Source organism: Staphylococcus pasteuri, from assembly GCF_030547725.1.
GTDB classification, from domain to species: Bacteria; Bacillota; Bacilli; order Staphylococcales; family Staphylococcaceae; genus Staphylococcus; species Staphylococcus pasteuri.
In genome coordinates, this window is sequence record NZ_JAUOQO010000003.1 from 174,657 (window position 1) to 195,572 (window position 20,916).

The window sequence follows — 20,916 nt, forward strand, 5'->3', positions numbered from 1 at the left end:
AATATGAAATTTAGTCTATATTTTATTAGCATTACCATCATTATAATCAAATTACTAATAATAAAAATGAATAAATTGAAAGTTTATATTAATACCGGGAGGCCGTTTCATGTCTGATAAAGTTAAAATTAAAAAACAAACAATTGATCCGACTTTAACAATGGAAGATGTTAAAAAACAATTAATTGAAAAAGGTAAAAAAGAAGGTCATTTAAGTCACGAAGAAATTGCTGAAAAATTACAGAATTTCGAAATGGATTCTGATATGATGGATGATTTCTTTGATCAATTAAATGACAATGATATCACATTAGTAAATGAAAAAGACAATTCAGATACAGATGCTAAATTAAATCCTAATGATTTAAGTGCACCTCCAGGCGTTAAGATTAACGATCCAGTACGTATGTATTTAAAAGAAATCGGACGTGTTAACTTATTAAGTGCACAAGAAGAAATTGAGCTTGCTAAAAGAATTGAACAAGGTGACGAAATAGCTAAATCTAGATTAGCTGAAGCAAACTTACGTTTAGTAGTAAGTATTGCTAAAAGATATGTAGGTAGAGGTATGTTATTCCTTGATTTAATTCAAGAAGGTAATATGGGTCTAATTAAAGCAGTTGAAAAATTCGACTTCAATAAAGGATTTAAATTCTCTACTTATGCAACTTGGTGGATTCGTCAAGCAATCACTCGTGCTATTGCTGACCAAGCACGTACTATTCGTATACCCGTGCATATGGTTGAAACAATTAACAAATTAATTCGTGTTCAACGTCAATTATTACAAGATTTAGGACGTGACCCTGCACCTGAAGAAATTGGTGAAGAAATGGATTTACCACCTGAAAAAGTTAGAGAAATCCTTAAGATTGCTCAAGAACCTGTATCATTAGAAACACCTATTGGTGAAGAAGATGATAGTCATTTAGGTGATTTCATTGAAGACCAAGAAGCACAAAGTCCTTCAGACCATGCTGCATACGAGTTACTTAAAGAACAGCTTGAAGATGTTTTAGATACTTTAACAGACCGAGAAGAAAATGTCTTACGTTTAAGATTTGGTCTTGATGATGGAAGAACTAGAACACTTGAAGAAGTTGGTAAAGTGTTTGGCGTAACTAGAGAACGTATCCGTCAAATTGAAGCTAAAGCATTAAGAAAGTTAAGACATCCAAGTAGAAGTAAACGTCTTAAAGACTTTATGGATTAAATAGTTTTGGACTGGGGCATAAAGCTTGTCCCAGTCTTTATTTTTTATAAACCGATGATTTATTATTTTAATACATATAGAGGCATTTATGATTTTAATAAAATAAAGGAGAATACCTTAGTGATCACATTAAACCAAAGATTATTAAAAGTGTCAGAATTTATTAAACAAGGTACACTTGCCGATATTGGGTCCGATCATGCATATCTACCTATTTTTGCTATTCAGTCTAATCTAAGTACTAAAGCAATTGCTGGTGAAGTTATCAAAGGACCTTTTGAAGCTGCCCAAAAAAATGTTAACGCCAATGAACTGGATAATGAAATTGAAGTGCGACTAGGTGATGGTCTTAGCGTAATTCGTGACAACGAACAAATAGATAACATAACGATATGTGGCATGGGAGGGCCTTTAATAGCTAAAATATTAGAAGAAGGCCAACATAAATTACATTCTCATCCTAGATTAATACTACAAAGTAATATTCAAACTCAGAATGTAAGAACATTATTACAAAGTATTCAATACAAAATTTTAGATGAAATCATTTTAGAAGAAAAAGGCCATATCTATGAAATAGTTATAGCCGAATACCAAACTTCACCTTTTGAATATAATGAATATGAACTCAAATTCGGTCCTATTTTACTAGAAAATAAAAATAAACATTTTTATAATAAATGGGAAAGAGAATTGAAGGCATTAGAAAAGATTAAGCAACAACTCAATCCAGAATTACACTTACATCGATATAATGAAATAGAATCAGAAATAAAATTGATTAAAGAGGTGTTAAATAGTGAAAGTTAATGAATTAATGGCTATGTTAGATGAGCATGTTCCGTTTAATACTGCTGAATCATGGGATAATGTAGGTTTATTAATAGGCGATGAATCTCAAGAAGTGAATGGAATATTAACAGCATTAGATTGTACTATTGATGTTGTTCAACAAGCAATTAATGAAAATGTTAATACCATTATTAGTCATCATCCACTTATTTTTAAAGGCATTCAATCAATTACTAATCAAGGATATGGCGAAATAATCAGATTACTTATTCAAAATAATATTAATTTAATAGCTATGCATACGAATTTAGATGTTAATCCTAATGGTGTAAATGCAATGTTAGCTTCCAAAATTGGTTTACAACATACACAGTTAATTAATAAAGAACCAATTCAATACTATAAAGTTCAAACATTTATACCTGAAGATCATCTAGAAACATTTAAACAACAGCTCAATGATATCGGTCTTGCTAAAGAAGGCGATTATGAATATTGTTTCTTCGAAAGTAAAGGGAGAGGTCAATTTAAACCTGTTGGTGATGCAGATCCGTATATTGGTTCAATTGATGAAATAGAATACGTTGATGAAGTGAAATTAGAATTTATGATATCTTATCAACAACGTCAGTTAACTGAGCGAGCTATCCATCACTATCACCCTTATGAAACACCAGTTTATGACTTTATTGAATTGAATAAAGAAGGTAATTACGGTTTAGGAATAATGGGAGAATTAAAAGAACCAATGAAAATTGAGGACTTTGTAGAACAAGTGAAAAGACAACTTCAAATTCCAAGTGTTCGATACGTAGGTAATTCAAATGCTATGATTAGTAAAGTTGCTATGATTGGTGGTTCTGGAATAGGTTTTGAATATAAAGCTGCTCAATTAGGTGCCGATATATTTATTACCGGTGACATCAAACACCACGATGCATTAGATGCGAAAATAGAAGGAATAAATTTATTAGATATCAACCACTATAGTGAATATGTGATGAAAGAAGGATTAAAACTTTTACTACAGGAATGGTTATTAGAAGAAAATTCAAATGATATCAAAGTTGTTGCTTCTAATATTAATACAGATCCTTTCACATATATTTAAAATCTTCATCAATTACATTATAATAGTAAAGATGAACTTATAAGGAGGCCATAACATGGCAAAACATCCATTCGAATACTTCGGTCTTGAAGATAGTATGATTGAAGCAGTTAAAGATTTAAATTTTGAAAAACCGACAGAAATTCAAAATCGAATTATTCCAAGAATTTTAAAGAAAACTAATATTATTGGACAGTCACAAACAGGTACAGGAAAATCACATGCCTTTTTATTACCTTTAATTAGTTTAATAGATATAAATATTCAAGAACCACAAGCTATTGTTGTAGCACCAACTAGAGAACTTGCACAACAACTATATCAAGCCGCTAATCATTTAAGTAGTTTTAAAGAAGGCGTAAGCGTAAAACTATTTATTGGTGGTACTGATATTGAAAAGGACAAGCAAAGATGTAATCAACAACCACAATTAGTTATTGGTACACCAACTAGAATTAATGACTTAGCTAAAAGTGGTCATTTACACACACATTTAGCTTCTTATTTAATTATTGATGAAGCTGATTTAATGATTGATTTAGGTTTAATTGAAGATGTAGACCTTATAGCATCTCGCCTAGAAGATAGTTCAAATATTGCAGTATTTAGTGCAACAATTCCTAAATCTCTACAACCATTTTTAAATAAATATTTAGAACAACCAGATTTTGTAGAAGTTGATAGTCAGTCTCAAAATAAGAAAAATATAGAATTTTATTTAATTCCTACAAAAGGTGCAGCTAAAGTTGAAAAAACACTTAAATTAATAGATATTCTAAATCCATACCTATGTATTATATTCTGTAATAGTAGAGACAATGCCGATGAATTAGCACGTTCATTAAATGAAGCAGGTATCAAAGTTGGTATGATTCATGGTGGATTAACACCTCGTGAACGTAAACAACAAATGAAACGCATACGTAATCTTGATTTCCAATTTGTAATTGCGAGTGATTTAGCTTCAAGAGGTATTGATATTGAAGGTGTTAGTCATGTTATTAATTTCGATGTACCAAATGATATAGATTTCTTTACTCATCGTGTTGGACGTACTGGTCGTGGTAATTATCACGGTGTTGCTATTACGTTATATAGTCCTGATGAAGAAGAAAATATTTCAGCAATCGAAGATAGAGGATACGTTTTCGAAAATGTTGATATCAAAAATGATGAACTTACACCTATCAAGGCGCATAATACTCGACGTACTAGACAACGTAAAGATGATCATTTAACAAATGAAGTTAAAAATAAAGTACGTAGTAAAACCAAACGTAAAGTTAAACCTGGTTATAAAAAGAAATTTAAGCAGGAAGTTGAGAAAATGAAACGACAAGAGCGTAAACAATACAGTAAACGTCAAAATCGTCAAGATAGAAAGAATAGAAAAGGATAGGTGAAAGAGATGTTATTAGGTTCACATGTATCTATGAGTGGTAAAAAAATGTTAGAAGGATCTGCTGAAGAAGCACATAAATTTGGCGAATCAACATTTATGATATACACAGGAGCGCCACAAAATACACGTCGTAAAAGTATTGAAGATTTAAATATTACTAAAGGTCATGAAGTGATGGAACAATATGGTCTATCTAATATTGTAGTACATGCTCCATATATCATTAATATTGCTAACACAACTAAACCAGAAGTATTTGAATTAGGTGTCAATTTCTTACAGAACGAAATTGAGCGTACACAAGCAATTGGGGCTAAAGATATTGTATTACATCCTGGTTCTCATGTTGGCGCTGGTGCAGATGTAGGTATTCAAAAGATCATCGATGGTCTGAATGAAGTATTAACAAATGATAACAATGTTCGTATCGCTTTAGAAACAATGGCAGGTAAAGGTTCTGAAATAGGTCGTAACTTTGAAGAAATTGCTCGTATCATTGATGGCGTGAAACATAATGAACGCTTATCCATTTGTTTTGATACATGTCATACGCATGATGCTGGATACAATATCAAAGAAGATTTTGATGGTGTTTTAAATGAATTTGATAAAATTATAGGTGTAGACAGAATTAAAGTCGTACACGTAAATGACAGTAAAAATGAACAAGGTGCACATAAAGATAGACACGAAAATATTGGATTTGGTCATATAGGCTTTGATGCATTAAATTACGTTGTTCATCACGATACTTTCAAAGACATTCCAAAAATTTTGGAAACACCTTATGTTGGTGAAGATAAAAAGAATAAGAAACCACCTTATAAACATGAAATTGAAATGTTAAAATCTCAGACATTTGATCCAGATTTAAAAGATAAAATTTTAAACTAATAATATTAAAAGTAGGCGTTACAGATATTTCTGTAACGTCTTTTATTAGTCGTAAGCATTACTATTTACATTAAGTTCATCAACATGTATAGTATACAATGAGGTGAAAAAATGACTACACCAGTATTTGAACTTAAAAATATAGATTACTATTTTGATCATAAACAAGTCTTAGAAAATATAAATATTAAAATTAACAAAGGTGAATTTTTAGCAATTGTTGGTCCTAATGGAGCCGGCAAATCAACACTTTTAAAAATCATACTTGGTTTGCTGCCATTACAATCCGGCGACATTTTTATAGATGGTCATCCTATTAAAAATAATAAATCAGCTCTAAAAATAAGTTATGTTTCACAAAAGGCCTCTTCGTTTACAGCTGGTTTTCCAGCAAGTGTTAAAGAAGTGGTTTTAAGTGGTTTAACTAAAACAAAAAAACTTTTTCAACGTTTTAATCATAAAGACATCAAGAAAGTAGAACATGTTTTAGAAAGATTAAATATAGAACATTTAATTGATAAAAACATTGCAGAATTATCAGGTGGCCAACAACAACGTGTACTTATTGCACGTGCTTTGATTTCTAATCCTAGTGTGCTTGTATTAGATGAACCTACTAATGGTATTGATGCTAAACATGTAAATGAGTTTTATGAAACACTTGATCGATTAAAAAAGGAAGGCATAACCATTATATTAGTTACTCATGATATTGGTGTAGTAGCAGATACAGCAACAGAAGTTGCATGCTTAAATAAACATCTACATTTTCATGGTACGACTGAAGATTTTAAATCTCTTGACGAGGTTGAAATTTCTAAAATATATGGACATCCAGTTCAATTCGTTGATCATCAACATGATAGAGAATGTTGTACCTAAATTAGAATCGATTCATAGAAATAAATTTGAGGAGTGTAACTCGTGATAGATGCATTATTAAACTTTGATTTTATGAGATACTCCTTAATCAGTGGTATCTTAATAGGATTTATAGCACCATTAATTGGTGCTTTTATAGTAGTACGAAGGTTATCACTTATTGCTGATGCATTAAGCCATGTAACATTGGGCGGTATATCATTTGGCATGTTTATTATAACAGTATTGCCAGCACTAACTTTCATTAATCCTATGTGGTTTGGAATATTATTCGCCATTATTGGTGCATTATTAATTGAAAAATTGCGTACCTCATATACTAATTATCAAGAAATTGCCATTCCAATTATTATGAGTGCAGGTATTGCCTTAAGTGCTATATTTATTTCATTAGCAGATGGTTTTAATCAAGAGATAGTTGGTCTATTATTTGGTTCAATTAGTGCAGTTAATTTCAGTGATTTAACTACAATTATCTTCATTACAATACTAGTTTTATTATTCATAACTTTATTTTATAAAGAGTTATTTATTTTATCTTTTGACGAAGAGTATAGTAAAGTTATAGGAATACCAAAATGGATTCAGTTTTTATTTATTGTAGTTGTTGCAATGGTTATTTCTGCTTCTATGAGAGTAGTAGGTATATTGTTAGTTAGTGCGTTAATCACTTTACCTGTAGCAATAGCGATGCGTTGGACAAAAGGATTCAAACAATTAATTATCCTTAGTATCATCATAGGTGAATTATCAGTGATACTTGGATTAGTTCTCGCATTTTACATTAATATTTCACCTGGTGGCGTGATTGTAGTACTATTAGTCATTATGCTAATGATTACAATGACTTATCAAAAGTTAAAATTAAAGTCACAAAAAGGGGATCGTAAATATGAACACTAGTGATGCTATTAAAATATTAAAAGATAATGGTTTAAAATATACAGATAAACGTAACGATATGCTTAATATATTTGTTAAAGAAGATAAATACATTAATGCTAAACATATTCAACAAGTTATGGATAAAGATTATCCAGGTATATCTTTTGATACCATCTATAGAAACCTTCATTTATTTAAAGACTTAGCAATTATTGAAAGTACTGAACTAGATGGAGAAATGAAATTTAGAATCGCTTGTACTAATCATCATCACCATCATTTTATATGTGAAAATTGTGGTGATACTAAAGTTATTGATTTTTGTCCAATTGACCAAGTTAAACAATATTTACCAAATGTTGATATTCATACTCACAAACTCGAAGTTTACGGTATTTGTGAAAAATGTCAAAAAGTAAATCATTAATCTTACTAGCCATAGTCTATCGACAAGAAGACTATGGCTAGTTTTTATATTAGAAAGCGAAAATACACATAAATACTAAAAAAACATACTCCATTAGTACGAATTCACTAATTATAGTAAATAAATGTTTAAATATCATCGTTTTGAGATATATAATACATGTAACAATAATTAGCAGTTATATATTAAGCACATTTATTGTCGAAATTGTGACTGCTTGTTATGATTAAGATACAGACATTTTAGGAGGATGATTATTTATGGCATTTGAATTACCAAAATTACCATATGCATTTGACGCATTAGAACCACACATCGATAAAGAAACTATGGAGATTCACCATGATAAACACCATAACACTTATGTAACAAAATTAAACGCTGCAGTTGAAGGTACTGATTTAGAAGCTAAATCAATCGAAGAAATTGTAGCTAATTTAGACAGTGTACCTTCTGATATCCAAACTGCTGTTAGAAATAATGGTGGCGGACACTTAAACCACTCATTATTCTGGGAATTACTAACACCTAACTCAGAAGAAAAAGGTGAAGTAGTAGATAAAATTAAAGAACAATGGGGTTCTTTAGATGAATTCAAAAAAGAATTTGCTGACAAAGCAGCAGCTCGTTTTGGTTCAGGTTGGGCTTGGTTAGTAGTAAATAACGGGCAATTAGAAATCGTTACAACTCCAAACCAAGATAATCCATTAACTGAAGGTAAAACACCTATCTTAGGTTTAGATGTTTGGGAACACGCTTATTACCTTAAATATCAAAACAAACGTCCAGATTATATCAGCGCTTTCTGGAATGTAGTTAACTGGAATAAAGTTGACGAATTATATAACGCTGCAAAATAATTTATATTTTGATGTTAGAGTCTAGAACATTGTGATAATGTTCTAGGCTCTTTTTTCTATGATTAATATGATATTATGTCTATTAATGAAAATGATTTGAATGTAAAATTAATTATAAATAAGGATTACAAAAAGGTCGTCATAAATAAAAAACGATAGTGTTTTAATTAATGTCTGTTCACTTTTTTATCAAAATGATAGAAAAATTTTTGTTTTTCATATATCATTTTAAAGAGATACTTTGAATAGAGGTAGGTTGTTTTGCTTAAAAGATTAAAGGAAAAATCAAATGATGAAAAAGTAAGAAACACGATGAACCGGAGAATTAATTTCATTTTTGGTTTGGTTGTGTTTATATTTGCAATTATAGTACTCAGACTCGGTTACCTACAGATTGCCCAGGGTTCTCATTATAAGCAATTAATCAAAAGCGATGAGAATATCACTGTGAACGAATCTGTGCCTAGAGGTCGTATTGTAGACCGTAATGGTAAAGTATTAGTTGATAATGCCTCTAAAATGGCGATTACATATACTAGAGGTCGTAAAACCTCACAAAAAGAAATGTTAGATACAGCTAAAAAATTATCATCATTAATCAAAATGGATACTGACAAAATTACTGATAGAGACGAAAAAGACTTCTGGGTCACTTTACACCCTGAAAAAGCTAAAGCTTTAATGAAAAAAGAACAATCTCTATTAGAAAATGGTAGCATTACACAAGAACAATATGATGAACAGCAAAGAAAGAAAATTGGTAAAAAACAATTAGATGACTTATCTGACAAAGATTTACAAATTTTAGCTATATACCGTGAGATGAATGCAGGTAGTACACTAGATCCGCAAACTATTAAAAATGAGGATGTAACAGAAAAAGAATACGCTGCAGTATCTCAACAATTATCTAAGTTACCTGGTGTAAATACATCTATGGATTGGGATAGAAAGTATCCATATAAAGATACGCTTAGAGGTATATTTGGCGAAGTTTCAACATCTACAGAAGGTTTGCCTAAAGAACTAACTGAACAATATTTATCTAAAGGTTATTCACGCAATGATCGTGTCGGTAAATCATATTTAGAATATCAATATGAAGATGTACTTCGTGGTAAGAAGAAACAAATGAAATATACGACTGATAAATCTGGTAAAGTAATAAAATCTGAAGTTATTAATCCAGGTTCTAGAGGACATGATTTACAATTAACAATAGACATTGATTTACAGAAAAAAGTGGAATCATTATTAGATAAACAAATTGAAAAATTACGTAGTCAAGGTGCTAAAGATATGGACAATGCCATGATAGTTGTTCAAGATCCGAAAAATGGTGACATTTTAGCTATGGCTGGTAAACAAATAAGTAAAAGCGGTAAATTAACAGATTATGATATTGGTAATTTTACTGCTCAATTTGCAGTAGGTTCATCGGTAAAAGGCGGAACTTTACTTGCCGGTTATCAAAATCATGCCATTAAAGTAGGAGAAAAAATGGTCGATGAACCATTAAAATTCCAGGGCGGTTTAACTAAACGTTCATACTTTAATAAAGATGGTCGAGTGACAATAAATGATAAAGAAGCACTTATGCATTCATCAAACGTTTATATGTTTAAAACAGCCTTAAAATTAGCTGGAGATCCATATTATTCTGGTATGCCATTACCAAACGATATTACATTAGCTGGTCAAAAGCTTCGAAAAGGTTTAAATCAAGTTGGTCTTGGTGTTAAAACAGGTATAGATTTACCAAATGAAACAAATGGTCAAATTGAACCATTAACTAATAATCCAGGTAATTACTTAGACTTATCTATTGGTCAATACGATACTTATACACCATTGCAACTTTCTCAATATGTATCAACAATCGCAAATGATGGTTATAGAATTCAACCGCATATTGGACTGTCTATACACGATTCAACTAATAAAGATGAACTAGGACCGGTAAAACGAAAAATTAAAGGTAATGTATTGAATAAAGTAAATAATTCTCAAAGAGAAATAAATGAAGTTCAAGACGGATTCAAAATGGCATTTAATGAAAAAGATGGTACCGGTTATGCTAGCTTTAAAAACACAGTTGTACCTTCAGCAGGTAAAACAGGAACAGCAGAAGTATTCCAAGATGGGGAATCTAGAGTAAACTCAACTTATATTGGTTATGCACCAATTAAAGATCCAAAACTAGCATTTTCTATTGTCTATACCAATCAACCAGTTCCACCACCTTGGTTAAACGGTGGAGACTTAGGAAGAGATGTTATCAATTATTATTTCAAAGATAAAGATAAAAATGGAGATAGCACTGAAAATAGTAGTGATAAATAATTAAAATTTAAATAAATTACAAACTATTGATACAGATTCTTAAAATTTACTTTGCAATTAATAAAGTAATTGGTATAATGTAAAGGTCGTATTTAGAAAAGGTAAGGAGGAATAATCATGCGCGTTAACGTTACATTAGCTTGTACTGAATGTGGTGAAAGAAACTACATCACTACAAAAAACAAAAGAACTAACCCTGAACGTATTGAAATGAAAAAATACTGTGCACGTGATAATAAACAAACTTTACACCGTGAAACTAAATAATTAATTTATTTAACAAATATTCAATACCAAAAGACGAAATTCCTCAGACGGAATTTCGTCTTTTTAAATTTTATAGTCAAATATTTTATGTTTACAAAACCTCATTTTATTCAAAGCTTTTAACAAAATTTGTACAATCGCTTATTTTAATATCATTAAAAAGTTAATATCTTAGTCAACATAATGACATAAAATTAGATAAACGTTATAATATGGGGTAGTAAAAGTAGGTGAAAATTTGAGCAAAAAAAATATAAGAGCTAATATTTTAACTAAAATGAAACAGCATAATAGCATGCAGAAAAATGAGGCAGACAATTGGTTAGCCACAGAACTTATTAATTCTCAAGCATATCAAAATGCATCTTCTATAGGATTTGTGTTGTCATTGTCACATGAAGTAAATACATATCAAATGATTCAACAAGCTTTAAACGATAATAAAGAAGTATATGTACCTGAAGTTAATTATCAGACTAAAGTTATGACTTTTAAACAATTATTAAATATTAATGACATAGAAAAAGATGAAAAAGGTATTAATCATTCAGTTTCTGAATCAAATACTTCCAATCATTTAGATTTAATCGTCGTACCTGGTGTTGGCTTTAGAAAAGATGGCTATCGAATAGGATATGGAGGGGGTTACTATGATCGCTTTCTATCAAATTTCAAGACCAATACAATAAGTTTGCTATATGATTTTCAATTAACTGATTTTCAACCCGATACACACGATCAACCGGTCGATCAATTAATTATTTATAATAGCCACCAATGGAGGCATATATGAACATTAAAAAGCAATTTTGGAAAACCATTTATTACTGGATTAGGTATTTAAACTACGATGTAATTAATAGAGAAAAAGATGACCAAGAAATTTGGTTAAGTAACAAAAGAAAGAAAACAATTGTAATTTTTTCGAATCATATCACTACGACTCAGGAAATTCGGTTTGATAAAAGCAGAGTTATTGAAAATAAGGAAAATATAGAACAACTAGCTGGTTTTCAACCTCAAACAATTCTATTTTATTATTTTACTGATAAATCATTATCGACAGAATCATTAGATGAAACCTATCCTCAGAAGATAAAATTTAGAAGGATTAGTGATGAGAGGGAATTAGAACTTGCAATGCCCAATGTTATTTTATCTAAAATGATAAATCGAGAGGATTCTAAAAAGACATCTATCTTTTATAGAAACAAAGTTCTTTCATCTAATCTCTTAGATAAACATATGCAACGCTTTTCACCAGTTACATATTCCTTAATAATAATTAATATAGTCTTATGGCTATGCATGATACTTTATTTTAATCGATTTTCTGATGTAAAATTACTTGATGTAGGTGGATTAGTACATTTCAATGTTGTACATGGTGAATGGTATCGTTTAGTTACCTCAATGTTTTTACATTTTAATTTTGAACATATACTCATGAATATGCTTTCACTATTTATTTTTGGTAAAATAGTTGAATCAGTATTAGGTTCATGGCGGATGTTAGCCATCTATTTATTTGCAGGCATATTTGGAAATTTTGTTTCTTTATCATTTAATACCACAACGATTTCTGTCGGTGCCAGTGGTGCTATTTTTGGGCTTATTGGTTCAATTTTTGCAATTTTATATTTAAGTAAAAGCTTTGATAAAAAAGTAATTGGCCAATTATTAATAGCTTTAGTTATTTTAATCGGATTATCAATATTCATGTCTAATATTAATGTTATGGCACATTTAGGCGGATTTATTGGTGGTCTCTTAATTACCTTAATTGGTTATTATTTTACTGTTAACCGTAATATTTTCTGGATACTACTGATTATTTTATTAGTATTGTTTGTGGCAATGCAGATAAGAATTTTTAGTATTAAAGAAGATAATATTTATGATAAATTAATTCGGGATCAAATGTTATCCGGTAATTATGATGAAGCTAGAAAAATTGTAAATAAATCTATTAAAAAAGATTACGCTGATGATCAAACATATTACCTAAGCGGTTTAATTACAGCTGCTAAAAGTTCTAAAGCTGAAGCAATGGCGGAATGGGAACGTGGATTAAGGCTGTTTCCTAATTCCGGTGCATTGAATTATGAAATGGCAATTGCTAATCGTTCACTAAAAGATAAAAGTAAAGCTTTAAAATATATTAAAAAAGCTAGAAAAGCTAATCCTCAAAATGCTCAATATAAAAATTTAGAAAAAGAGTTGAGTGAGAAAAGTGACTCGTAAAATTAATAATTTCTATGATGTTTTGCAATTATTAAAAAAATATGGATATATCATCTATTTCAAAGATCCAGAAGATATGTATGAAATGATGTTACAAGAAATCAAATCTTTATACAGTTATGAATTATTAACTAAAGATGAATATCTTAAATGTATATTGATAATAAACCAAAGAAGGAATGAACATAAATGACAAAAATTATTTTAGCTGCTGATATTGGTGGGACTACTTGTAAATTAGGTATTTTTAATACTAATCTAGATAGAATTGAAAAATGGTCAATTCATACAGACACTACTGATCATACAGGAAAACTACTTTTAAAAAATATACATGAATCATTTGAAGCAAAAATTGCAGAATTAAATTACAACATGTCTGATGTAATCGGTGTTGGTATTGGAGTTCCTGGACCTGTAGATTTTGAAACAGGCATCGTTAACGGAGCTGTTAACTTACATTGGGACAACAATGTTAATGTCACTGAAATCTATCAAAATTTCATCGATTGTCCAGTGTATGTTGATAATGATGCCAATGTTGCTGCATTAGGCGAGAAACATAAAGGTGCTGGTAATGGTGCTGACGATGTTGTAACTATCACATTAGGTACAGGCCTTGGTGGAGGTATTATCTCAAATGGTGAGTTAGTACATGGTCATAATGGTTCAGGTGCTGAAATTGGCCATTTTAGAGCTGATTTCGACCAACGTTTCAAATGTAACTGTGGCAAATCAGGTTGTATTGAAACGGTTGCCTCTGCTACAGGTGTTGTCAATTTAGTTAACTTTTATTATCCAAAATTAACGTTTAAATCTTCAATTTTACAACTTATAAAAGATAATGAAGTTACAGCTAAAGCAGTGTTTGATGCAGCTAAAGAAGGTGACCAATTCTGTATCTTTATCACTGAAAAAGTAGCGAATTATATCGCTTATTTATGTAGTATTATTAGTGTTACTAGTAATCCTAAATACATTGTACTAGGTGGTGGAATGTCTACAGCTGGTTTAATTTTAGTTGAAAATATTAAAACTGAATATCGTAATTTAACGTTTAATCCAGCTCAACATGAAACAGAAATTGTACAAGCAGAATTAGGTAATGATGCAGGTATTACAGGTGCAGCAGGACTTATCAAAACATATATTTTAGATAAGGAAGGTGTAAAATAATGGCAATTGTTGACGTAGTAGTTATTCCAGTAGGCACTGAAGGGCCAAGCGTTAGTAAATACATCGCTGAAATTCAAACAAAGTTAAAAGAATTTAAAGATCAAGGTAAAATCGATTATCAATTAACACCTATGAATACACTTATTGAAGGTGATTTAAAGGATTTATTCGAAGTTGTACAAGCAATACATGAATTACCATTTGATAAAGGATTAGATAGAGTTTGTACAAATATAAGAATTGATGATCGCAGAGATAAATCTAGAAAGATGAATGATAAATTAAAATCTGTACAAAAACATTTAGATAATAGTGGGGAATAAATCATGAGAATTTCTAGTTTAACTTTAGGTTTAGTAGATACTAATACCTATTTTATTGAAAATGAAAACAAAGTATTACTCGTAGATCCATCTAGTGAATCTGATAAAATTATAAAAAAATTAAACCAAATCAATAAACCTTTAGAAGCTATTATACTGACACATGCCCATTACGATCATATTGGGGCACTTGACGATATTATAGAAAAATATAATGTACCAGTTTATATGCATAAAGAAGAATTCGACTTCTTAAATGATCCAGAAAAAAATGGTGCATCAAAATTCAAGCAATATGGTATGCCTCAAGTTATAAGCCAGGCCAAACCAAAATCACTTGATGAGGGACCAGCTCAAATTGGTGATTTTACATTTGATGTATTGCATACACCTGGACACTCACCAGGAAGTTTATCTTTTGTTTTCAAAGAATTCGCAGTAGTCGGTGACACATTATTTAATAATGGCATTGGTAGAACAGATTTATACAAAGGCGATTATGAAACTTTAGTAGATTCTATTAAAGATAAATTATTTGAATTAGATGGAGATTTACCATTATTCCCAGGCCACGGTACTTATACAACTGTTGATGATGAACAATTAAATCCATTTTTAAATGGTTAAAGTAAAACTAACACCTCCTACGTTAATATATGTAGGAGGTGTTTTTATGAAGATTCTATTTCAAGAAATAATTAATAAAGGAATTGCATATAAAGCGAGTGATATACACTTTATTCCTATGGAGCATTATGTTCATATTAAATTTAGAGTAAATGATACATTAACACCTTATGAAACACTTGATATTAATATATATCGTAAGTTATTGGTGTTTATGAAATTCCAAGCTGGTTTAGATGTTTCTACACAACAAATCGCTCAAAGTGGCCGCTATACATATAAATTAAGGTCAGTTTATTACTTACGTATTTCAACCCTTCCTTTATCAATTGGATGTGAAAGTTGTGTTATAAGAATTGTGCCTCAATATTTTCAAAGTAAAAAGGAAACATACGAGTTTAAAGATTTTAAACATTTTATGAATAAGAAGCAAGGTTTATTGCTTTTTACTGGTCCTACAGGTTCAGGTAAGAGTACATTAATGTATCAAATGGTTATGTATGCACAAAAAGAGTTAAACCTAAATGTTATTTCTATTGAAGATCCAGTTGAACAAATTTTAAAAGGTATTACTCAAATTTCTGTTAATAACAAAGCAGGTATTACTTACGCTAGTTCATTTAAAGCAATTTTAAGATGTGATCCAGACGTTATTTTAATCGGAGAAATTCGTGATGCCGAAATCGCTAAATATGTCTTTCAAGCTAGTCTAAGTGGTCATTTGGTATTAAGTACATTACACGCCAACGATTGTAGAGGGGCTTTACTTAGATTATTAGAAATGGGAGTAACAGTTCAAGAATTATCTCAAGCTATAAATTTAATTTCCAATCAACGATTAATTACAACATCACATAATCAAAGACAATTAGTGTGTGAACTAATGTTTAAAAATCAAATTAATTACTTTTTTGAACATAACCAAACGATGCCAAAATCTTTTAAACGATTAGTATCAAAATTAGATGATATGACTAAAGAAGGTATTATATGTGAAACTATTGCTGATAAATATATTTAAATTCAGACAATCCAAATGCCTAACTAAATCTGAACAATTAGATTTAGTGTATAGATTACATCAATTACTTAAACATGGATTTACTCTTTACGAATCATTTAAATTTTTAAATCTACATTTTAAATATAGAGGAGATAAATCACATGATGAAGTGTTAAATAAAATAGAACAAGGTGCAACTTGCTGGGAAGTATTTAAATACTTAGATTATTCAAGTGACATTGTTACACAAACATATTTAGCTGAAAGATTTGGAAATTTAGAACTTTCTCTATTAGAAGCTACAAGATATTTAAAAAAGCAAATACAAGTTACTCAAAATGTTTTAAAGACGATACAGTATCCTATTGTATTAATAATTACTTTTATATTAATATTAACGTTACTCAATTTTACAGTTATACCTCAATTTAAAGAATTATACCAATCTATGAATATAGAACTTTCTCCATTACAATCTATTCTTTCTTATTTTATTACAACTTTCCCTTTATTCATCATAATTTTATCCAGTGTAATATGTATATTATCTATCATATTTAAATATCGTTTTAATAAGATGACTATAGAAAATCAAATTCAATTAATGTGTCACATTCCAATTATTAAACATTATTATAAAATTTTAAAAACGTATCAATTATCAAATGAGTTTGCCCATTTTTATAGAAATGGAGTTAATTTACAGATAATCGTTAGAATTTATAAACAATCAGAGAATAATCAATTTCATCAATTTTTAGGAGACAGGTTACTCAACCAATCTTATCAAGGAGAAAATCTACCTGATATATTAAAAAAATTAAATTGCTATGAAAATGACTTGATTAAATTTATAGAACAAGGAGAAAAAAGTGGAAAACTTGATATCGAATTAACGCTATATAGTCAGATACTTATACAACAATTCGAAGCTATGGCTAAAAGACACATTAAATTCATTCAACCAGTTATCTTTTTAATATTAGGATTATTTATCGTTGCACTTTATTTAACTATTATGCTACCTATATTTGACATGTTGCAGTCAATTAAATAGTAAGGAGGACTTATAAATTGAAGATATTCAAAACACTGTTTAACAAAAAGGCATTTACATTAATTGAAATGTTACTAGTTTTATTAATAATTAGCTTATTGCTTATTCTAATTATTCCCAATATAGCTAAACAAACCGCTCATATACAAACTACTGGTTGTGACGCTCAAGTGAAAATGGTTAATAGTCAAATTGAAGCATATACTTTAAAACACAATAGAAATCCTAATACCATCCAAGATTTAATTTCTGAAGGATTTATTAAAGAAAACCAAAAAAATTGCAAATCAGGAGAAACTATTAGTATTAATAATGGCGAAGCGGTTGCAAATTAAATATTTACCATCATTTACTTATCTAGAGATGTTAATGGTTATGTTTATTCTAGCTATACTAACTGCATGTACACTTATTGGTAAAACACTATTATCAGTATCAGCTTCTAACGAAGAATTAAACATTAATCATCTGATAACTCAAATGAATTATTTAAAATCTAAAGCTATCAATGAGAAACAATCAATTTCATTAATATTTACTAACCAAACAAATTCTATAAAAGTAAAAGAAGAACATGGTTCAAAATATCAGTTGAAAATTAAAGGCGGAAAAATAGTCAATATAGCTAAGATACAATTATTAACATTTAATAAAGATGGACATATTAATAATTTTGGTTCAATAAACTTAAAAATGAAACATGGGAATTATAAATTAATATTTCACATAGAAAAGGGGCGCATAAGGTATATTAAAATATAAAATTAAGGGGAGTGTTCTATTAGATAGTTTATTGGCCTTTTTAATCATGAGTACGATTACACTTGTGTTCATGAGTTCAATTAATCATCTTATTAAAACATATCAAAATCAATTAGATTTATTAGAAATGCAAAAAGTCATTATAGTAGCCTTAAATAAATTCGATATAAAACAAATAAAGCAAGGAGTATTTATTGATCAATTTCAAGTTAGAATGTCTAAACAAACAATTTGTGTTTCAAATTGGCCAAAAAAGAAAAACTATTGTGTTGAGAAATAGGATACAAGGGTTTACTTTTATTGAAATGATTTTTGCTCTACTTATTACCATAGTAATCCTTACTTCACTACCCTTAACTATAAAACTAGTGAGTCATTATAAAGCGTTAGCTAACGAAAACAGCTCGATAGAATTTGAATTCTTTCATAGAGATTTAATAAGAGACATAAATCAAAATAATCTTAAATTATTTGTGAAAAACAAACATACATTCATTTTAAGGAATAATGAAAGTGGCGTAGAATATACATTTAAAAACAATAAAGTATACAAACAAATTAACGGCAAGGGGAATGTTACTTTATTAAATCAAGTTAATGTAGAAAAAATAATAAAGTCGAATGATAACATAATCAAAATTATACTGAAGGTAGGAAATCCGAATTATAAACAAAGCAAAACCCTCTATTTATAAACAAAAAGCATTTATAAGTCCTTTTTTAATGATTATTTTTTCATTTATTTAACTATTATATCTTTTTATGTAAGCCAATATAGTTTAAAATTAAAGACAACACATAACTTAGAAAAAACATATAAAGAAGTTATAGTTAATAAGCTCAAAGAGGTAGATGTTGTTGCAATTAAATAAAACACCAATTATATTAATAGGCTTCATGGGTACTGGTAAAACTACAGTAGGAAGTTACATGAGAAATCAATTAAAACTTAGTTATATGGATTTAGATCAATATATTGAACTAAAAGAACATATGACAATACCTCAAATTTTTGATGAACAAGGTGAAACACACTTTAGAGATTTAGAGTATAAATATTTAAAAGACACTTTAAATAAGTTTGATATTATTTCTACAGGTGGTGGAATAATTGAAAATCAAGCTTCTCTTGATTTATTAAAATTACAAAAAAATGTAATTTGGTTAGATTGTGACATTGAAATTGTATTTGAAAGGATTGTTAATGATCCTCATAGACCAAATGCTAATAATAAGTCACTAAATCAACTAAAAAACTTGTATTCATCAAGGATTTCAAGATATAATGAAATCGCATTCATGAAAGTGAATAGTAATCAAAATGTATCAGATATTTATCAAGAAATTACAACTTCATTAACTAGCGATTGATCAGTATTAGAGAGAATAAAAGAAAGCTTTTATCGCCGAAGGTGCAAGTAGCAATACTACGAAACTCTCAGGCAAAAGGATAATACTGTTACGCGTTCCTGGAGAATAACTTTAAACAGGGTAGCAATTGTTTTGCTACTCTGTTTTTAAATAAATATAGGGGGTTTTGACATGACAAGCGAGTTAAAAAAGACGCCATTATATCAAAATTATGTAGACAGTGGTGCTAAGATAGTAGAATTTGGTGGATGGGCAATGCCTGTTCAATTTTCAAGTATTAAAGAAGAGCACAATGCAGTTCGTTATGAAATTGGTTTATTCGATGTAAGTCATATGGGAGAAATTCAAATCCAAGGTACAGATGCTAAAGCATTCGTACAATATATTTTATCGAATGATACTAATAATCTAACTGATTCAAAAGCTCTATACACTGCTTTATGTAATGAAGAAGGCGGCATTATTGACGACTTGGTTACATATAAATTAGCAGATAATGACTATTTATTAGTTGTTAATGCTGGAAATACCGATAAAGACTTCCAATGGATTGAAAAACAATCTAAAAAATTTGATGTTGAAGTAAAAAATGTTTCTAAAGATTATGGTCAATTAGCATTGCAAGGACCAAAAGCTAGAGACTTAATTCAAAAATTAGTAGACATAGATATTTCTGAAATGGGTATGTTTGAATTTAAAAAAGATGTTCAACTTTTAAATAAAAACGTTATTCTTTCTCAATCAGGTTATACAGGTGAAGACGGTTTTGAAATTTATTGTGATGCTAAAGATACTGTAGATATCTGGAATGGTTTATTAGAATACGACGTAGTTCCTTGTGGTTTAGGAGCTAGAGATACTTTAAGATTAGAAGCTGGTTTACCATTACATGGTCAAGATTTAACTGAATCAATTACTCCATATGAAGGTGGAATTGCATTTGCTGCTAAACCTTTAATTGAAGAAGATTTTATCGGTAAATCTGTATTAAAAGACCAAAAAGAAAATGGTTCAACAAGACGTACTGTTGGATTAGAAATTTTAGATAAAGGTATTGCTAGAACTGGATACGAAGTATTAGATTTAGATGGTAATCAAATTGGAGAAGTAACTTCAGGAACAAAATCTCCTTCTTCTGATAAATCAATCGCATTAGCTATTATCAATAGAGATGAGTTTGAAATGGGTAAAGAAGTACTTGTTCAAATTAGAAAAAGACAAGTAAAAGCAAAAATTGTTAAGAAGAACCAAATTGAAAAATAGAACAAAGGGGTGGA

24 protein-coding genes and 1 riboswitch are annotated in these 20,916 nt (G+C 29.5%); all 24 genes read left to right on the top strand.

What is annotated here, in order from left to right:
• Positions 1-109 precede the first annotated feature (109 nt).
• The 24 genes from rpoD (at position 110) to gcvT (ending at position 20,902) form a co-directional block, all read left to right on the top strand.
• Entirely contained in the window at positions 110-1,213 is a 1,104-nt protein-coding gene (gene rpoD / locus Q4528_RS04470; protein WP_029055739.1) for an RNA polymerase sigma factor RpoD, read from the top strand.
• Between the two features lie 120 nt (positions 1,214-1,333).
• Complete coding sequence (locus Q4528_RS04475; protein WP_070453872.1) at positions 1,334-2,023, top strand: tRNA (adenine(22)-N(1))-methyltransferase; 690 nt, start codon at positions 1,334-1,336, stop codon at positions 2,021-2,023.
• A complete protein-coding gene (locus Q4528_RS04480) occupies positions 2,013-3,116 on the top strand; it encodes a Nif3-like dinuclear metal center hexameric protein (protein WP_017636267.1) in 1,104 nt (367 codons plus the stop codon). Before Q4528_RS04475 ends, Q4528_RS04480 begins: the two co-directional genes overlap by 11 nt.
• Before the next feature lie 55 nt (positions 3,117-3,171).
• Positions 3,172-4,515, top strand: a complete 1,344-nt coding sequence (locus Q4528_RS04485) for a DEAD/DEAH box helicase (RefSeq protein WP_029055742.1) — start codon at positions 3,172-3,174, stop codon at positions 4,513-4,515.
• Positions 4,516-4,524: 9 nt separating this feature from the next.
• A complete protein-coding gene (locus Q4528_RS04490; protein ID WP_029055743.1) occupies positions 4,525-5,412 on the top strand; it encodes a deoxyribonuclease IV in 888 nt (295 codons plus the stop codon).
• A gap of 111 nt (positions 5,413-5,523) precedes the next feature.
• Positions 5,524-6,294 (top strand): metal ABC transporter ATP-binding protein, encoded by a 771-nt coding sequence (locus Q4528_RS04495; RefSeq protein ID WP_046466735.1) that lies wholly within the window; start codon positions 5,524-5,526, stop codon positions 6,292-6,294.
• A 42-nt stretch (positions 6,295-6,336) separates the two neighbouring features.
• The gene (locus Q4528_RS04500; RefSeq protein WP_017636263.1) at positions 6,337-7,197 is read left to right on the top strand and encodes a metal ABC transporter permease; all 861 of its coding nucleotides are present in this window, start codon (positions 6,337-6,339) and stop codon (positions 7,195-7,197) included.
• Positions 7,187-7,606: a Fur family transcriptional regulator gene (locus Q4528_RS04505; RefSeq protein WP_303520698.1), complete on the top strand. Its 420-nt coding sequence runs from the start codon at positions 7,187-7,189 to the stop codon at positions 7,604-7,606. Before Q4528_RS04500 ends, Q4528_RS04505 begins: the two co-directional genes overlap by 11 nt.
• 260 nt (positions 7,607-7,866) lie before the next feature.
• On the top strand, positions 7,867-8,466 hold the full coding sequence (locus tag Q4528_RS04510) for a superoxide dismutase (RefSeq protein WP_017636261.1): 600 nt from the start codon (positions 7,867-7,869) through the stop codon (positions 8,464-8,466).
• A 261-nt stretch (positions 8,467-8,727) separates the two neighbouring features.
• Positions 8,728-10,809 carry a peptidoglycan D,D-transpeptidase FtsI family protein gene (locus tag Q4528_RS04515; RefSeq protein ID WP_046466734.1) on the top strand — a complete coding sequence of 694 codons (2,082 nt, stop codon included), beginning with the start codon at positions 8,728-8,730 and terminating at the stop codon, positions 10,807-10,809.
• A 117-nt stretch (positions 10,810-10,926) separates the two neighbouring features.
• Positions 10,927-11,076 carry a 50S ribosomal protein L33 gene (gene rpmG, locus Q4528_RS04520; protein WP_017636259.1) on the top strand — a complete coding sequence of 50 codons (150 nt, stop codon included), beginning with the start codon at positions 10,927-10,929 and terminating at the stop codon, positions 11,074-11,076.
• Between the two features lie 238 nt (positions 11,077-11,314).
• The gene (locus Q4528_RS04525; RefSeq protein ID WP_303520700.1) at positions 11,315-11,869 is read left to right on the top strand and encodes a 5-formyltetrahydrofolate cyclo-ligase; all 555 of its coding nucleotides are present in this window, start codon (positions 11,315-11,317) and stop codon (positions 11,867-11,869) included.
• Positions 11,866-13,320, top strand: coding sequence for a rhomboid family protein (locus Q4528_RS04530; RefSeq protein ID WP_029055746.1), 1,455 nt, complete (start codon positions 11,866-11,868; stop codon positions 13,318-13,320). The genes Q4528_RS04525 and Q4528_RS04530 overlap by 4 nt, the downstream gene beginning before the upstream one ends.
• Positions 13,310-13,513 (top strand): YqgQ family protein, encoded by a 204-nt coding sequence (locus Q4528_RS04535; protein WP_017636256.1) that lies wholly within the window; start codon positions 13,310-13,312, stop codon positions 13,511-13,513. The genes Q4528_RS04530 and Q4528_RS04535 overlap by 11 nt, the downstream gene beginning before the upstream one ends.
• Complete coding sequence (locus tag Q4528_RS04540; protein WP_017636255.1) at positions 13,510-14,496, top strand: ROK family glucokinase; 987 nt, start codon at positions 13,510-13,512, stop codon at positions 14,494-14,496. The genes Q4528_RS04535 and Q4528_RS04540 overlap by 4 nt, the downstream gene beginning before the upstream one ends.
• Positions 14,496-14,819 carry an MTH1187 family thiamine-binding protein gene (locus Q4528_RS04545; RefSeq protein WP_017636254.1) on the top strand — a complete coding sequence of 108 codons (324 nt, stop codon included), beginning with the start codon at positions 14,496-14,498 and terminating at the stop codon, positions 14,817-14,819. The genes Q4528_RS04540 and Q4528_RS04545 overlap by 1 nt, the downstream gene beginning before the upstream one ends.
• 3 nt (positions 14,820-14,822) lie before the next feature.
• On the top strand, positions 14,823-15,446 hold the full coding sequence (locus Q4528_RS04550; protein ID WP_017636253.1) for an MBL fold metallo-hydrolase: 624 nt from the start codon (positions 14,823-14,825) through the stop codon (positions 15,444-15,446).
• Positions 15,447-15,492: 46 nt separating this feature from the next.
• Positions 15,493-16,467, top strand: a complete 975-nt coding sequence (gene comGA, locus Q4528_RS04555; RefSeq protein WP_303520702.1) for a competence type IV pilus ATPase ComGA — start codon at positions 15,493-15,495, stop codon at positions 16,465-16,467.
• Positions 16,439-17,506 carry a competence type IV pilus assembly protein ComGB gene (comGB, locus tag Q4528_RS04560; protein WP_096807788.1) on the top strand — a complete coding sequence of 356 codons (1,068 nt, stop codon included), beginning with the start codon at positions 16,439-16,441 and terminating at the stop codon, positions 17,504-17,506. Before comGA ends, comGB begins: the two co-directional genes overlap by 29 nt.
• A gap of 23 nt (positions 17,507-17,529) precedes the next feature.
• Positions 17,530-17,841: a competence type IV pilus major pilin ComGC gene (comGC, locus tag Q4528_RS04565; RefSeq protein ID WP_029055749.1), complete on the top strand. Its 312-nt coding sequence runs from the start codon at positions 17,530-17,532 to the stop codon at positions 17,839-17,841.
• Positions 17,819-18,268, top strand: a complete 450-nt coding sequence (gene comGD / locus Q4528_RS04570; protein WP_177244131.1) for a competence type IV pilus minor pilin ComGD — start codon at positions 17,819-17,821, stop codon at positions 18,266-18,268. Before comGC ends, comGD begins: the two co-directional genes overlap by 23 nt.
• 46 nt (positions 18,269-18,314) lie before the next feature.
• On the top strand, positions 18,315-18,548 hold the full coding sequence (locus tag Q4528_RS04575) for a hypothetical protein (RefSeq protein WP_177244130.1): 234 nt from the start codon (positions 18,315-18,317) through the stop codon (positions 18,546-18,548).
• A 572-nt stretch (positions 18,549-19,120) separates the two neighbouring features.
• Positions 19,121-19,639, top strand: a complete 519-nt coding sequence (locus tag Q4528_RS04580) for a shikimate kinase (protein ID WP_046466730.1) — start codon at positions 19,121-19,123, stop codon at positions 19,637-19,639.
• Positions 19,636-19,732: riboswitch (glycine riboswitch) on the top strand. Its footprint overlaps the gene before it by 4 nt.
• A gap of 78 nt (positions 19,733-19,810) precedes the next feature.
• On the top strand, positions 19,811-20,902 hold the full coding sequence (gene gcvT / locus Q4528_RS04585; RefSeq protein ID WP_046466729.1) for a glycine cleavage system aminomethyltransferase GcvT: 1,092 nt from the start codon (positions 19,811-19,813) through the stop codon (positions 20,900-20,902).
• Positions 20,903-20,916 lie beyond the last annotated feature (14 nt).